Below are 14437 nucleotides of genomic sequence, written 5' to 3'. Positions count from 1 at the left end.
GTGGTCGTAGCGTGTCGCCATGCCCGATCCCGGGGTGGAGTCGCAGCCTCGACGACCGGGGCGGCAGACAGCGGTGGTCGTCATCGTCCTCGGCGCCCTGGCGATCGTGGCCGCGTTCGCCGACGAGCGCCTGCTGGTGGCCGACCCGGACCCGTCGGCGGTCACCGCCGGCGACGTGCGCCTGGCCCGGTCGCTGCTCCGGGGGGCGATTCCGCCCGAGGCGCTGGCCGGGGCGTGCATCGCCGACGGGTCGATCGACCCGGCCTGCCTCGCCGACCCCGGGCCGGGGGATGAGCGGGACAGCATCGCCGCCGAGGTCGTGCCCCGCACCTGTCGCCGGGAGCGGTCGATCGCCGCCGACTGCATCGAGCGGGAGATGGGCGTCGACGTGCCGGAGGCGTGCGTCGAGCCGGGCGGGGGCGCCGACGTCAGCTGCGTGGCCGGCGCGGGGACCCTCCTCGTGCTCACGGACCGGTGCCTCGTCGGGGCCCGCCTCCGCCAGGACTGCCTGACCCCCGCCGGCTACGGCGTCCCCGACGACGAGGTCTCCACCGACCTGTTCGGCGGGCGGACGGGCCGGGGGTCCGGATCGGGTGGGGACGGGGGCGACGGGCGCGCCGGTGCCGAGGGCGAGGGCGTCGGCACCCGGTCCGACCAGGAGGCGGAGGACGGCGTCGACCGGCTCGGCGACCTGGTGGGCGGGACGGCGACCGTCGCCGCCGTGGCGGTCCTGGCCGGGCTCGCCCTCTGGCTCGCCCTCGGCCTCCGCTCCCTCCGTCGGGGGCCGACGCCGGACCGGCCCCCGCCCGGGCACGACGCGGGTGGGCAGGTGCGCCACGACCGGGTCGTCCTGGCCGCCTCGGTCGACGACGGGACCCGCCGGCTCGACGACGGGGGTGACGACCGCGACGCCGTGATCGCCGCCTACGTCGCCCTGCTCGACGGGCTCGACGCCTGCGCCCAGGGCCGCCGCCCCGCGGAGACGCCCCTGGAGCACATGGAGCGCGTCATGAGCTCCCTCGACGTCCGCCCGGCGCCGCTGCGCGAGCTGACCGCGCTGTTCGAGGAGGCCCGCTTCAGCGCGCACCCCATGAGCCCGGAGCACCGACGGCGGGCCGGGTCCGCCCTCCACGAGGTCGCCGCCGACCTGGCCCGGGTCCGGGAGCCGGTCGGATGAGACGATCCGCAGCCGTCGCCGCTGCCGGGGCCCTCGTCGTCCTCGTCCTGCTGTGGGCGGTCGCCGACGGGCACCCGGTCGTCCGGCCCCAGGTCGAGCGGCTCGCCGTGCTCACGGTGGCCATCGCCGTGCTCGCCGTCGTGCTCGCAGCCGGGATCCGGGCGCACCCGGAGGCGGCGGTCACCGACCTCGACCGGGCCCCCGGGCCGCCACCCGCGCCGGAGGACCTCCCGCGGGAGCTGCGGCGGATCGCCGCGTCGGTGGAGGCGGCCACCGCCGCGGGCGCGGACGGCGGAGCGCGGGCCGTGGTCCACCGCATCGGGCGCGAGCGCCTCCGGGCGCGCGGCCTCGACCCCGACGACCCGGGCACGGCGCGCGCCGCCCACGACCTGACCGGCGAGCACCTCTGGGTCCTGGTCGCCACGCCACCGGACCAGCCCATCGGGCCCGTCGACCTGGCGGCCGCCCTCCACCGGTTGGAGGCCCTGTGACCTCGGGGCCGGTGTCTGCGGTCCCGGCCCCTAACCGCGACGCCGAGGGCGGGGGCCCGGCCGAGGCCCCCCTGGCCCGCACGGCCGACCTCATGGCGGCGCTGCTGGACGAGGTCGAGCGGGTGGTGGTGGGCAAGCGGGCCGTCCTCGAGGTGGTCCTCGGCGGGCTGCTCGCCGACGGGCACGTGCTGCTGGAGGACCTGCCGGGCGTCGCCAAGACCCTCATCGCCCAGACGTTCGCGGCGGCCAGCGGGCTCACCTTCCGCCGGATCCAGTTCACGCCCGACCTGCTCCCGGCCGACATCACCGGCGTCTCGATCCTCGACCCCGGCGGCGGTGGCTTCCGGTTCGTGCCCGGCCCCGTCTTCGCCAACGTCGTCCTGGCCGACGAGATCAACCGGGCGCCGGCCAAGACCCAGTCGGCCCTCCTCGAGGCCATGCAGGAGCGCCAGGTCACCGCCGACGGGGCGACGCGCGACCTCCCGTCGCCGTTCCTGGTCATCGCCACCCAGAACCCGATCGAGCAGGAGGGCACCTACGCCCTGCCCGAGGCCCAGCTCGACCGGTTCATCCTCCGGACCCCGGTCGGCTACCCCGACCGCACCGCCGAGGTCGAGCTGATCGACCGGCGCCTGACCCGCGGCGTGGACGCCGTGGCCGTCACCGCCGTGCTGGAGCCGGGCGACCTGCTGGCCATGCAGCGGTCGATGGAGGCCGTCCACGTCGACCCCGGCATCGTCGCCTACGCCGTCGACCTCGCCGCCGCGACCCGCCGGGACGAGCGGCTGGCGGTCGGGGCCAGCCCCCGGGGCAGCCTGGCCCTGATCAGGCTGTCCCGCGTCCGGGCCGTCCTCTCCGGGCGCGACTTCGTGCTGCCCGACGACGTCAAGGCCATCGCCCACCCTGCCCTGGAGCACCGCCTCCTCCTCACCAGCGACCAGTGGGTGCGCCAGGTCGACCCGGCCACGATCCTCGACGAGGTGCTGGCGTCGGTGCCGGCGCCGACGGCGCGCTAGCGATGCTGCTCCGCGACCTGGTGCCGGTCCTCGGGTCCGACGACGCCGCCACCACGGTCCCGCTGCGCCGCGAGCGGGGGCCCCGGCTCGGCGCCTACGTCGTCCTCGGGCTCGCCGGGATCGTGCTCGGCCTGGCCGCCTCCCGGGTGGAGCTCGTCGTCCTCGGCGCGCCGTTCCTCGTCCTCGCCGTGCTGGCCACGGCCTCGGCCGCCGACCCCGAGCTCCGGATCCGGGTCCTGCCGCCGATCGGCCGCCTCGTCGAGGGCGACCGCCTCGCCGTCGTCGTCGAGCTCGTCGCCTCGCGCCCGGTGGTGGTCGAGGTGGCCGCCCGGGTCCGCGGGCCGGTGCGGTTCGACGATCCCGAGGGCCCGGTGGCCGTGGCCCGCCGGGTCGGGCCCGAGCCCGTGCGCTGGACGATCGCCCCGCGGACGCGGCACTGGGGCGAGGTGTGGGTCGATCGGGTCGAGCTCCGGGTCGACGGCCCCGGCGGGCTGGTGCGCTGGACGGGAGGTGCCGTCCTCCGGCGCCGGGTCGAGGTGCTCCCCGCCGCCCCCCGGGGTCGCGGTGCGCTCCGGGCGACCCAGCCCCGATCGGTGGCCGGGAGCCACCTGACCCGCCTCCGGGGGGACGGGTCGGACTTCGCCGAGCTCCGCCCCCACCAGCCCGGCGACCCGCTGCACGCGGTCAACTGGAAGGCGACGGCCCGTCGGGGTCGGCTCATGGCCAACCAGCGCCACTCGGAGCGGGCGGGCGACGTCGTCCTCGTCATCGACACCACCGTCGACGGCGGTGCGTACCCGCCATCGGGCCTGCTCGAGGCCGGGCGCGTGGCGTGGGCGCTCGCGGAGGTCCACCTCGCCCGCCAGGACCGGGTCGGGGCCGTCCTGTTCGGGAGCGGGTTGCGGTGGCTCCCACCCCGGGGCGGCACCCGGGGCCGCGAGCACCTGCTGCAGGAGCTGTTCGCGGTGGCGTCGCTGACGCTGACCCACCCCAGCCTCATCGGCTTCCTCCCGCCCCACGCCATCCCGGCCGGGGCGACCGTCGTCGCCATCACCACCCTCGAGGACGACGTGTTCGCGACCGCCCTCGCCTCGCTGCGCCGCCGGGGCCTCGACGTCGCCGTCGTGGTCATCGACCGCACGCCCCTGCTCGCCCCCCACCTCGCGCCGGTCCCGCCCGAGGCCGTGCGGCTCTGGCGGCTCGAGGTCGAGCAGCGCCGGCGGCGCCTGGCCGCCCAGGGCCTGCGCACCGCCACCGTCCCCGCCGGGGCCTCACCCGACGCCGCCGTCCTCGCCCTCACGGGTTCTGTCCGGACCACCCCGGTGACCCCGTGATCCGACGCCCCGCCCTCGTCGCCGCCGGGCCGATGATCGGCGGGGCGACCGTGATCCTCGCCGGGCGCGGGGCCGGAGCCCCCGGGTGGCTCGTCGTGGCCCTGGTGGTGGTCGCCGGCGCCGGGCTCTGGGTCGCCGCCGACCGGGGCGGCGACGTCGCCCTCGCCCTCGGGCTGGGCGCCGTCGGCGTCGCCGCCACCACCGGCCTCGGCGCCGACGGCCTCGCCCCCGAGGTCGTGCTGTGGGCCGCAGGGGCCGTCGCCGCCGGCGAGGCCACCGGCCTGGCCGCCCGGAGCCGGTCGACGGCCGTCCCCGACGCCGCCGTGGTGGACGCCGAGGTCGCCCGCGCCGCCGCCGTCGTCGCCGCCACCCTCGTCGGTGGGCTCGTCCTCCTCGCCGTCGGGTCGCTGCCGGCGCCGGGCGGCCTGGTGGGCGAGGTCGTGGCCCTGACCGCCGTCGTCGCCGTCGTCGCCGTCGGGGCGATCGCCACCGGGCGACGACGCTCCCCGCTCAGGGCTCCAGCTGGGGCAGCAGGATCTGGTCCAGCGCCTCGTGGAGGTCGCCGGGCGGGGGGCTGAGGACGCACACGAGCGCCACCCGGGTGACCCAGTGGGCCAGCGGCTCCGGATCGGTGCGGCGGATGACGCCCATGTCCATGGCCATCGACAGCACCGGCGCCAGGGCGGTGGTGACCTGCTCGATGATCGCCTCCATGCGGCGGGTCACGGCCCGGCCCACGAAGTCGGGCTCGTGCTGGAGGATGTGGGCGAAGACCGGGTCGGCCCGGGCCGTCTCGATGCCGGCGGCCATGAAGGCGGTGACCATCCGGGCCCCGTCGTGGGGGGCGACGATCTCGGGCAGGCGGGCGAAGAACCGGTGCGCCTCGCGGGCGCAGAGCAGCCAGGCCGCGCTCTCGACCGTGCCGACCTTCCGGGAGACCGTGCTGGGGGCGACGCCGAGCTCGCGGGCGATGTCGCTGAGGGTCGTCTTGGACGGGCCCCGGGCCGCCAGGCACACGGCGGCGGCGTCGAGCAGCGGGTCGAGCTTGGGCGACGGCGGCGGCGGGAGACCGGCCGACGGCGGCGGCGGGAGACCGGCCGACGGCGACGGCGGCAGGGCGACGACGGCGGCGTCCGCACCGTCGTCGACGCCGTCGTCGGGAGCGGGACCGGCTTGCATAGATGCAAAGATTACGGTACTTCTTTGCAGATGACAACGCGGAGCGACACGCCCCGCGACGCCACGCAGCACAACGCCACAGTCAGCCGTCGCCGGGTCCTCACCGGTCTGGCCGCCAGCGCGGCCGGAGCCCTCACCGTCGGGGTGGCCGGCCCCGCCGGGGCCAGCGCCGGCGACCCGCCGCCGCGCCGGCAGACGGCGACGACGGGCGGCGGACGAGCCCAGCCGAGGGTGGTCGTCGTCGGAGCCGGCCCCGGCGGGCTCACCGCCGCCCACGAGCTGGCCGAGCGGGGCTTCGCCGTCACCGTCGTGGAGCGCAAGGCCCTCGGCGGCAAGGCCCGCAGCATGGGCGTGGCCGGCACGGCGGCGGGCGGCCGCCGGCCCCTCCCCGGCGAGCACGGGTTCCGGTTCTTCCCCGGCTTCTACCGGAACCTGCCCGACACCATGCGGCGCATCCCCGTCCCCGGCAACCCCAACGGCGTGTGGGACAACCTCGTCGACGCCTCCGGCGTGGCCATCTCCCGCAGCGGGGGCCGGGAGGACCTCGTCATCGAGGCCGGTCCCGGCGCCCTCACCGCCGAGTCGATGGTCCGCAGCGTCGTCGCCGCCTTCCAGCTCGTCACCGACGTCCCGCCCCACGAGCTGGCCTGGTTCGCCAACCGGCTCCTCGTCTACCTGACCAGCTGCGAGGACCGGCGCTACGGCCAGTGGGAGAACGTCGGCTGGTGGGACTTCATCAGCGCCGAGTCGATGTCGACCCAGTACCAGGAGGTCGTCGCCTCCGGCCTGACCCGCAGCCTGGTGGCGGCCAAGCCCGAGGTCGCCTCGACCCGCACCATCGGGAAGATGGGCGAGGCCTTCGTCCTCTCCGCCATGGGCCGGGGGAGCGACGGCGCCCCCGACCGCGTCCTCGACGCCCCCACCAACGAGGCGTGGATCGACCCGTGGATCGACCACCTCGAGACCCTCGGGGTGCGGTTCGAAAGCGGGCTGGTCGAGCACCTGGCCGTCGAGGGCGGGCGCATCACCGCCGCCCGGGTCGCCGGCGCCGACGGGCGCACGCGGACCCTGACCGCCGACTGGTTCGTCGTCGCCGTCCCCGCCGAGCGCACGCCGGCGCTGTGGAACGCCGACATCCTCGCCCTCGACCCCCACCTGGCCGACACCGGCCGGCTGGTCACCGACTGGATGAACGGCCTGCAGATCTACCTCCGCGAGCCGGTGCCGCTCGTGCACGGCCACGTCGCCTACCTCGACAGCAGGTGGGCCCTGACCTCGATCAGCCAGGCCCAGTTCTGGGCCGAGCGCAGCTTCCCCGACGACTACGGCGACGGCACCGTGCGGGACTGCCTGTCGATCGACATCTCCGACTGGACCCGGGACGGCATCGTGTTCGGCCGCCCCGCCCGGGAGTGCACGCCCGAGGAGGTGTTCACCGAGGTGTGGGCCCAGCTCAAGGCCAGCCTGGAGGACACCGGCGGCGAGCACCTGCGCGACGAGGTGGTGGCGTCGTGGCACCTCGACCCGGCCATCACCTACCCGCGGCCCGGCGTCGTCGAGGCGGCCAACGACGAGCCCCTGCTCATCAACACCGCCGGCAGCTGGGCCCTGCGCTCGGAGGCCCACACCGGCGTGCCCAACCTCTTCCTCGCCGCCGACCACGTCCGCACCGACATCGACCTGGCCACCATGGAGAGCGCCAACGAGGCCGGGCGCAAGGCCGTCAACGCCCTCCTCCAGGAGGCCGGGTCCTCCGAGCCGCTGACCCAGGTGTGGTCGCTCTACCAGCCGCCCGAGCTGGCGGCGGCCAAGAGCCTCGACCGCCAGCGGTACCGGGCCGGCCAGCCCAACGTGTTCGACCTGCCGTACCCGCTGGCCATCGCCACCGCCCCCTGAGCACCTGCGGGCGGTGGGGTGACGGCGGCGACGGGCTCGCCGCACGCCCGAGGCGGTGGTGGCCAGGGGGTGACCACCACCGCCCCGGCGGGCGGCGGCCCGCCTACCCCCGTCGTGCCGCCACCCCGGCCCCTCCCCCGACGGGTCGACCCGCCCTGCCGTCCGTCACGGCGACCACATTGCCCCGCGCCCGCCAACAGCCCGCCAACGGGCGCTCCCCCGTTGGCGCACCGGGGGTAACCTCCGGCCGTGGAGGGAGGGGACGGGGGCTCCGGCCTGCGGCTGCGGCTGCTCGGGCCGTGCACGGTCGAGGGACCGGGGGCGCCGAGCGCCCTGTCGCTCATGCAGCGCCAGATCCTCGGCCGGCTCGCCATCGACGCGCCCGGCACCGTCGCCGTCGCCGAGCTCGAGGAGGCGCTGTGGGGTGACGACCCGCCGGCCACCTCCCGGGCCGCGATCCAGAACCAGGTGAGCCGGCTCCGGGTCCGGCTGGGCCCCGAGGCGGTGCTCACCGACGGGCGGGGCTACCGGCTGGGCCTGCCGAGCGACCTCGCCGCCGTCGCCGCCGACCTGCGTGCCGCCGAGGCCACCCTCGACGACGACGCCGCGTCGGCCCACGACATCGCCGAGCGGGCGCTGGGGCGCTGGCGGGGTCGGCCCCTCGACGAGCTCGACCAGCTGGCCGTGGCCGCCGCCCTCCGCACCCACCTGGGCGAGGTCCGCCGGGCCCTGGAGGACGTGCGCCTGGCCGCCGCCCTCGCGGCCGGGCGCACCCGCTGGGCCGTGGCCGAGGCCGAGCGGCTGGTGGCCGCCACCCCCGGCGACGAGCACCGCTGGGCCCTGCTCGTGCGCGCCCTGGCGGTCACCGGCCGGCGCGGCGACGCCCTCGCCGCCCTCGACCGGGCGCACCGCTCGCTGGCCCGCGACCTCGGGCTGCTCCCGGGGCCCGAGCTGCGGGCCGCCGAGGCCCTGGTCCTCGAGGTCGAGCCCGGCACCGCCGGCACCGCGCCCCTCCGGCTGGTGGGCCGCGACGACGAGGTGCGCGCCGTCCTCGACGCCCTCGAGGCCGGCCCCGTCACCGTCGTGGTGGGCGAGGCCGGGTCGGGCCGCTCGGCCCTGGTGTCCGAGGTCCTCCGCCGTCTGCGGAGGTCCGGGCGGCGGGCCGTGGGCGTCACCACCTCCGAGCACCCGGCGTCGCCGGTGTCGACCCTCACAGAGCTGGTCGACGACCTCGGCGTCCGGCCCGACGACCGGCTGGCGCCCGTCGACCGCTTCGTCGACGCCCTCGTCCGCGAGGTCGAGGACCGGGGCCCGATCGTGGTCGCCGTCGACGACGTCGAGCGGTCCGGGCCGACCACCCAGGCCGCCCTGGCCACCGCCGCCGCCCACGACGGCGTCACCGTGATGGTCACCGCCGAGCGGCCGGTGTCCCTGCCGGGTGGGCCCGAGCCGGCCCGGGTGGTGACGCTGCCCCCGCTCGACGTCGCCGCCGTGGCTGACCTGGCGGCGACGGCCCTGGACGGCGCCCTCGGGTCGTCGGGCGAGCCGTTCGACGTCACCTGGCTCCACCACATGTCGGGCGGCAACCCGGTCCTGCTGGCCAGCCTGCTGGTCGACCCGGCCGTTCTCGACCACCTCCGGGGCGGCGACCCCGAGCACACCCTGCCGCCCGCGCCCGGCGTGCGCGAGCTGGTGCGGCGGCGCGTCGCCCACCTCGGACCCGACGGGCGCGCCGCCCTCGAGGCCGCCGCCGTCTGCGGGACGTCGTCGCCCGTGGCCGTCGTGGTGGACCTCGTCGGCGAGGCCGCCGTGGCCGAGGTCGTCGCTGCCGGGCTCCTCCGCACCGACGGGGACGGCCGGCTCCACTTCCGCCACGGCGCCATCCAGCGGGTCGTGGCCGACGACGTGCCCCTCGGGTTCCGGATCGAGCTCCACCACCGCGCCGCCGCCGCCTCCGAGCGGGTCGGCGCCCCACCGGCGACGGTGGCGGCCCACGCCGTCGCCGCCGCCGAGCTCGACCCCGTCGCCGCCCACCGCTGGGCCCTCCGGGCCGCCGCCGCCGCCACGGGCGCCGGGGCCCACGCCGAGGCGGCCGAGTGGTGCGGGCGGGCGGTCGTCGTGGCCTCGGACAACCCCGCCCTCCGACCCCGGGACCTGGTGGAGGCCATGGTGCGGCGGGGCGACGCCCTCCGCCAGGCCGGCGACCCCGGCCAGGCCGACGCCCTCTTCGCCGCGGCCGACGCGGCGACGGCCATCGGCGACGTGGACCTGCTGGGCGAGGCCGCCTTCGCCGTCCTGCAGCTCGGCGCCACCACCGAGTCGGGGACGGTGCACGAGCGGGCCATGGTCCTGGCCGAGCACGCCCTGGCCGCCGTCACCGACGCCGACGACCGGGCCCGCATCGGCGCCGCCGCCAGCCTCATGTACTCGATGACCTCACGGCCCGAGCGCTGCCGCGCCCTGTTCGTCGCCGCCGAGGCCGGCGCCACGTCCTCGGCGGCGCGCCGCGACGTGCTCCCCTTCGCCTACCTGGCCCTGGGCCACCCGGCCGACCTCGACGAGCGCGAGCGCATCACCCACGAGCTCCACGACCTCGCCGTCGCCGCCGACGACCCCCGGGCCCGCTTCGAGGCCGCCCAGCTCGACATCTCCGTGGCCCTCCAGCGCGGCGACGGCGACCGGGTGCGCGCCAGCCTGGCCGAGCTGGAGGACCTGACCCCTCGCGTCGGCGACGTCGGGCGCCGGTGGGCCCTGGCCTACCAGCGGGCGGCGGTCGCCCACCTCGACGGCGACCTGGCCCGCTCCGAGGAGCTGGCCGAGCTGGCCCTGACCACCTTCGTCGACGTGTCGCCGTCGCGCGCCTTCGCCACCTACGCCGCCCAGCTCCTCCCCCTGCGCCTGGCCGCCGGCCGCCTCGGTGAGCTGGCCGACCAGCTCGAGACCCTGGTGGCCGACCAGCCCGGCGTCCCGGCCTGGCACGCGGCGCTCGCCCTGTGCGTCGCGCCGACCGACCGGGCCGCGTCCCGCCACCACGCGACCCTCGCCCTCGACCGGGCGGCCCCGGACTTCACCTGGCTGGCGGCCCACGTCATCGGCGGCCGGGCCGCGGCGCACAGCGGCGACGAGGAGCTGGTGCACCGCTACCGGGAGCGCCTCGAGCCGTGGTCCGGACGGGTCTGCTGGGCCGGCACCTGCGCCTACGGGCCGGTGGACACCGTCCTGGCGCTGCTGGCCGAGGCGCTCGACCGCCCGGCGCCGGCGGCGCGGCTGGCCGGCCGGGCCCGGGACCTCGCCCGCCGGCTCGGCGCCCCGGTGTTCCTCGACGAGCTGGCCCGCTTCACCGCCTGACGTGCCCGCGCCCGGATCGCCTCGGAGGTGATCCGTGACGCGGTCAGCGGGTTCGGGACCCGCAGCGACAGGGCCCAACCCGTTCCTGGTACCGAACACGCCCCCCAACCCCACCATCCGCACCAAGAACGGCAGCGGCAGGGGCCCGCCCCGTTCGGCCGGGGACGGTCAGGTCGGATCGGGGGCGTCGTGGACCTCGAAGACCGGGTACCGGTCGGCGATGGCGGCGAAGTCGGCGACCGGGGCGCCCTTGGGGACGGGGATGTGGGGGCGGCCGCCGGGGACCTTCTCGACGTAGCGCCGCAGGATCGGACCCCGGTCGGCGGCGGGGACCTCGACCAGCCGGACCGGGCGGGGCCGAAGGCGACGCAGCACCACCCGCCCGTCGGCGGCGCGGACGTTGGCGACCCAGTTGCACTCGCCGAGCATCGAGACCAGGTACCAGCGGCCGTCCACGTCGGCCATCCCCACGGGGAACGACGTCGGCCGGCCCGTCCGGCGCCCGACGACCTCGAGGACGACCCAGCGGCGGGGCAGCAGCCCGGTGCGGAAGACGCGCTTCCAGTGCCGGGCGTACCACCGGGCGGTCTCGTCGCCCCGACCGCCGGGGTACATGTCGCGGGCGTCTTGGTCGGAGACGGGCCAACGGGCCATCGCCGCTCCTTCGGTCGGGCGCGACCCGACGGGCCGGCGTCGTCATCGTCGTCGCCGTCCGTGCCCGGGTCGAGGGTCCAAGGTCCCGAGCCACGGGCCGGCCGGCTGGCGCTCGGAGGGCGGTGCCGGCGGGTCCCGCCTACCGTGCGCCGATGGCGATGCCCCCGGAGGAGCTCTACCGCACGTTGCGCGGCCGGGCCCTCGAGGAGGGGCAGGAGCACGTCGGCGAAGCCCCGCCGGACCACCCCGACGTGGTCGGCGCCGTGGTCGACGTCCCGACCGAGGGCGGCAGCGTCACCCTGATCGCCCTGGCCGACGGGACGACGAGCATGTACAGCAGCGCCGGAAGCGGGGTGGTCGGCGCCGGCGGGCGGCCGGAGGTGGTGGTCGCCACCCGCTCGCTCCTGACCGTGGTGCAGTCGATCCTGACGAGGGTCCCGCCCGACGACCGGATGGACCTGCCGCCGTCCGACCTGGTCCAGATCACGGTGCTCACCCCCGCCGGTCGCCACCGGGCCCGGGTCCCGGCCGAGGCCTTCTGGGGTCGCCAGCCCAGCAGCGTCACACCGCTCCTGGCCGCGATCCACGCCGTCATCTCCGCCCTGCGCGAGGCCACCCCCGACCCACCGGCACCATCGTCGGAGGGCGCCGGCGCGTAGCGGTCGCCGCCCGGTCTGCCCGGCGGCGCCGTGATCCCGGATCGGGCGGCCGCCGTTCCCGGTACCGATCACGCTCCTCTGCTGCACGATCCGTACCAAGAACGGACCCGACCGGCCGCCCGGTTCCAGGTACCGATCACGTTCGCCCGCTGCACGATCCGTACCAAGAACGGACCCGACCGGCCGCCGGGCTCGTGATGCCCCCGATCCCGCCGTCGGCAAAGTACGTGGAGGCCCACGCCGCGGCCCGGGGCTGACGAGAAGGGTCACAGCCGGCGTCGGAGGGCGATTCGCTGGCGATTCGCCGTCGGACAGCGATTCGCTGGCGATTCGACGTCCGACAACCCGCCCGCCGGCGGCCGGCCGCGACCGTCCGCACCGGCGACATCTCGCACCGTGCGGCTGCCTGGGAGGGTCGTGCTGGTCAGCCTGGCGGAGGTCGGGTCAGGGGTCGAGGTGGAGCCACGCCGCCTTGAGGTAGGGCGGGTCGCCGGGCCCGGAGCGGTGGTCGAGGGGCAGGGTCCGGGTCTCGACGGTGGCGGAGCGGCCGGCGGCGGCCAGACCGGCGTCCAGGTGGCCCAGGAACCGGGGCCAGGTCAGCCGGTGCATGTTGGTGGACACGTAGGCGGTGCCGCCGGGGGCGCAGAGGGCGACGGCCCGCTCGACCAGGGCACCCAGGTCCCGCTCGACCGACCAGCGGCCGGATCCCTTGCTGGTGCTGGAGCTGGGCGGGTCGACCAGCACGACGTCGAAGCGGCGGCCCTTGCGGGCGAGGCGGCCCATCCACTCCAGGGCGTCGCCGTAGATGGCGTCGTGGTCGGCGGGGTCGATGCCGTTGAGGCGCAGGTTCTCCTCGGCCCAGGCCAGGTAGCGCTTGGACAGGTCCAGGGTGAGGGTCTCGGCCCCGGCGCGGGCGGCCGCCACCGAGAGCGACCCGGTGTGGGCGAAGGCGTTGAGCACGGTCCGCCCGGCCAGGTCCGCCGCCAGCAGCTCGCGCCGGGTCTCGCGCTGGTCGAGGAAGAGGCCGCTCGAGGTGGCGCTGGCGCCGAGGTCGACCAGGTACCGGAGGCCGAGCTCGACCACCTCGAAGCGGGGCGGGGCGTCGCCGGCCACCCGCACCGCCGGGCCACCCCCTCCCCGTCGGGGTCGGTGCTGGACGTAGACGCCGCGCCGCGGGAGCGTCTGCTGGAGGGCGTCGAGCCACCCCTCCGGGAGCGGGCCCGCCTCGTCGCGGTAGTCGAGCACCAGGGCCACCTCGCCCAGGCGCTCCACCCGGGCCCGGGGCAGGCCGTCGTGGTGGCGGTCGACCCACAGGTGGGCGTCGGTGTCGGCCGGGTCGAGCAACGAGGCCCGGGCCTCGAGGGCGACGCGGGCGTGGAGCGCCGGGCTGTCGGGGGCGGGGTCGCCGGCGAGGACGCGGTCGAAGCTGGCCGGCCGCCGGCGGGCGAGGCGCAGGGCGCTCCCGTCGGGGTGGGTGAGACCCATGGCCGCGGCGTGGAGGAAGAGCCGGGCTCCGGGCGGGCCGCCGTGCTCGCCATCGCCGACGACGGGCACGCCGGCGGCCTCGGCGTGGATCCGCACCTGGTGCGTCCGCCCCGTGTGCGGCCGGGCCTGGTAGCGCTGGGCGCCGGGCCCGGACGCCTGCCGCTCGAGCTCGGTCACGGCCGCGACGCCGGCGATCGGCCGGTCGACCCGCACGACCCCCTCGGGTCCCCGGCCGGGTGCGGTGAGCAGCTCGTAGGTCTTGGCCACCGTGCGCTCGGTGAGCTGGGCGGTGAGGGCCCGGTTGGCCGCCGTCGTCTTGCCGAAGACGAGGACGCCGGAGGTCGCCTTGTCCAGCCGGTGGAGCACCGACAGGGACACGTCGGGGCGCTGGCGCTGCACCCACTCGTGCATGCCGTCCTGGGTGTGGGCGTCGGCCCGGTGGGTCGTGATGCCGGCGGGCTTGGCCACCGCCAGGAGGTGCTCGTCCTCGTGGACCACCCACGGCTCGCCCCACCCCGCCCCGGCCGCGTCCGAGCGGGGGCGGTCGATCACCCCCGGATCATCCCAGAGCCGGCCCGCCCGGGCCTCAGGAGCGGTCGATGAGGGTGGTGAGCATGGCCACCAGGTCGTCCTCGAGCGCCTCCCGAGTGCCGTGGCCGGCGAGCCAGGTCGAGGTGGCGCCGACGACGGCGCCCTGCACCATCCCGGCCACGGCCTTGGCCCGGTCCCGGTCGACCCCGTGGAACCGGTTGAACACCTCGACCTCGAACACCACGCCGGCCTGCGACGGGTCGGCCACGGCGGCGACGGTCGAGCCGGGCGCCGAGAGGGCGGCCAGGACCGGGCCCCGCCGGGCCACCTCGTCGAAGTAGACCCGGATGCCCAGGCGGACCCGGTCGGCGGTGGGGTCGGCCCGCTCCAGCGCGTCCCACACGGCGCGGCCGAGGGCCACGGTCTCGCGGCGGTAGAGCGCGGCGAGGACGGCCTCGCTGTTGTCGAAGTGCTTGTACGGCAGAGCCTTCGACACGCCGGCGGTGACCGCCAGGCGCTCCATGCTCATGGCCGCGGCCCCGTGCTCGACGATGAGCTCGGCGGCGGCGTCGAGGAGCTGGTGACGACGGTCGTCGCCCCGCATGCGCCGGCGCGCCGGCGCGTCGTCGGTGGTCCCCCCGGCGGCTGGCCGCGTCACGCGGCCATC

Annotated in this window: 12 protein-coding genes; 8 read left to right on the top strand and 4 right to left on the bottom strand. The window is 77.3% G+C overall.

From position 1 onward, the window contains the following. Positions 1-19: 19 nt before the first annotated feature. From HC251_RS01055 to HC251_RS01035, 5 genes are all read left to right on the top strand, one after another. Entirely contained in the window at positions 20-1177 is a 1158-nt protein-coding gene (locus HC251_RS01055; protein ID WP_219943477.1) for a DUF4129 domain-containing protein, read from the top strand. Then, the gene (locus HC251_RS01050; RefSeq protein ID WP_219943476.1) at positions 1174-1668 is read left to right on the top strand and encodes a hypothetical protein; all 495 of its coding nucleotides are present in this window, start codon (positions 1174-1176) and stop codon (positions 1666-1668) included. The genes HC251_RS01055 and HC251_RS01050 overlap by 4 nt, the downstream gene beginning before the upstream one ends. A gap of 92 nt (positions 1669-1760) precedes the next feature. Beyond that, positions 1761-2684, top strand: a complete 924-nt coding sequence (locus HC251_RS01045; protein ID WP_219945584.1) for a MoxR family ATPase — start codon at positions 1761-1763, stop codon at positions 2682-2684. A gap of 2 nt (positions 2685-2686) precedes the next feature. Then, complete coding sequence (locus HC251_RS01040) at positions 2687-4018, top strand: DUF58 domain-containing protein (RefSeq protein WP_219943475.1); 1332 nt, start codon at positions 2687-2689, stop codon at positions 4016-4018. Continuing rightward, on the top strand, positions 4015-4596 hold the full coding sequence (locus HC251_RS01035) for a hypothetical protein (protein WP_219943474.1): 582 nt from the start codon (positions 4015-4017) through the stop codon (positions 4594-4596). The genes HC251_RS01040 and HC251_RS01035 overlap by 4 nt, the downstream gene beginning before the upstream one ends. On the opposite strand, the gene HC251_RS01030 is transcribed toward HC251_RS01035, so the two are convergent. After that, positions 4529-5197, bottom strand: a complete 669-nt coding sequence (locus HC251_RS01030; RefSeq protein WP_219943473.1) for a TetR/AcrR family transcriptional regulator — start codon at positions 5195-5197, stop codon at positions 4529-4531. The genes HC251_RS01035 and HC251_RS01030 overlap by 68 nt on opposite strands. Positions 5198-5227: 30 nt before the next feature. Between HC251_RS01030 and HC251_RS01025 the strand changes: the two genes are divergently transcribed. Both HC251_RS01025 and HC251_RS01020 read left to right on the top strand, forming a co-directional pair. Continuing rightward, positions 5228-7093 (top strand): FAD-dependent oxidoreductase, encoded by a 1866-nt coding sequence (locus tag HC251_RS01025; protein ID WP_219943472.1) that lies wholly within the window; start codon positions 5228-5230, stop codon positions 7091-7093. Positions 7094-7342: 249 nt separating this feature from the next. Continuing rightward, positions 7343-10441 (top strand): BTAD domain-containing putative transcriptional regulator, encoded by a 3099-nt coding sequence (locus HC251_RS01020; protein ID WP_219943471.1) that lies wholly within the window; start codon positions 7343-7345, stop codon positions 10439-10441. A gap of 168 nt (positions 10442-10609) precedes the next feature. Here HC251_RS01020 and HC251_RS01015 read toward each other — a convergent pair whose 3' ends face one another. After that, positions 10610-11095, bottom strand: coding sequence for a nitroreductase/quinone reductase family protein (locus HC251_RS01015; RefSeq protein ID WP_219943470.1), 486 nt, complete (start codon positions 11093-11095; stop codon positions 10610-10612). 152 nt (positions 11096-11247) lie between these two features. Between HC251_RS01015 and HC251_RS01010 the strand changes: the two genes are divergently transcribed. Continuing rightward, positions 11248-11754 (top strand): hypothetical protein, encoded by a 507-nt coding sequence (locus tag HC251_RS01010; protein ID WP_219943469.1) that lies wholly within the window; start codon positions 11248-11250, stop codon positions 11752-11754. A 444-nt stretch (positions 11755-12198) separates the two neighbouring features. Here HC251_RS01010 and HC251_RS01005 read toward each other — a convergent pair whose 3' ends face one another. Further along, entirely contained in the window at positions 12199-13791 is a 1593-nt protein-coding gene (locus tag HC251_RS01005) for a class I SAM-dependent methyltransferase (protein WP_219943468.1), read from the bottom strand. A 34-nt stretch (positions 13792-13825) separates the two neighbouring features. Continuing rightward, on the bottom strand, positions 13826-14428 hold the full coding sequence (locus tag HC251_RS01000; RefSeq protein ID WP_219943467.1) for a TetR/AcrR family transcriptional regulator: 603 nt from the start codon (positions 14426-14428) through the stop codon (positions 13826-13828). Positions 14429-14437 lie beyond the last annotated feature (9 nt).

Source organism: Iamia sp. SCSIO 61187 (assembly GCF_019443745.1).
Lineage (GTDB): Bacteria > Actinomycetota > Acidimicrobiia > Acidimicrobiales > Iamiaceae > Iamia.
Note: the sequence above shows the minus strand (reverse complement) of the source record. Positions and strands in the feature narration are given on the sequence as shown.

What these genes read in the sequence shown, in the direction of transcription:
- HC251_RS01055 (WP_219943477.1), top strand. Translation starts at nt 20, where the DNA reads ATGCCCGATCCCGGGGTGGAGTCGCAGCCTCGACGACCGGGGCGGCAG.
- HC251_RS01050 (WP_219943476.1), top strand. Translation starts at nt 1,174, where the DNA reads ATGAGACGATCCGCAGCCGTCGCCGCTGCCGGGGCCCTCGTCGTCCTC.
- HC251_RS01045 (WP_219945584.1), top strand. Translation starts at nt 1,761, where the DNA reads ATGGCGGCGCTGCTGGACGAGGTCGAGCGGGTGGTGGTGGGCAAGCGG.
- HC251_RS01040 (WP_219943475.1), top strand. Translation starts at nt 2,687, where the DNA reads ATGCTGCTCCGCGACCTGGTGCCGGTCCTCGGGTCCGACGACGCCGCC.
- HC251_RS01030 (WP_219943473.1), bottom strand. Translation starts at nt 5,197, where the DNA reads ATGCAAGCCGGTCCCGCTCCCGACGACGGCGTCGACGACGGTGCGGAC.
- HC251_RS01025 (WP_219943472.1), top strand. Translation starts at nt 5,228, where the DNA reads ATGACAACGCGGAGCGACACGCCCCGCGACGCCACGCAGCACAACGCC.
- HC251_RS01015 (WP_219943470.1), bottom strand. Translation starts at nt 11,095, where the DNA reads ATGGCCCGTTGGCCCGTCTCCGACCAAGACGCCCGCGACATGTACCCC.
- HC251_RS01010 (WP_219943469.1), top strand. Translation starts at nt 11,248, where the DNA reads ATGGCGATGCCCCCGGAGGAGCTCTACCGCACGTTGCGCGGCCGGGCC.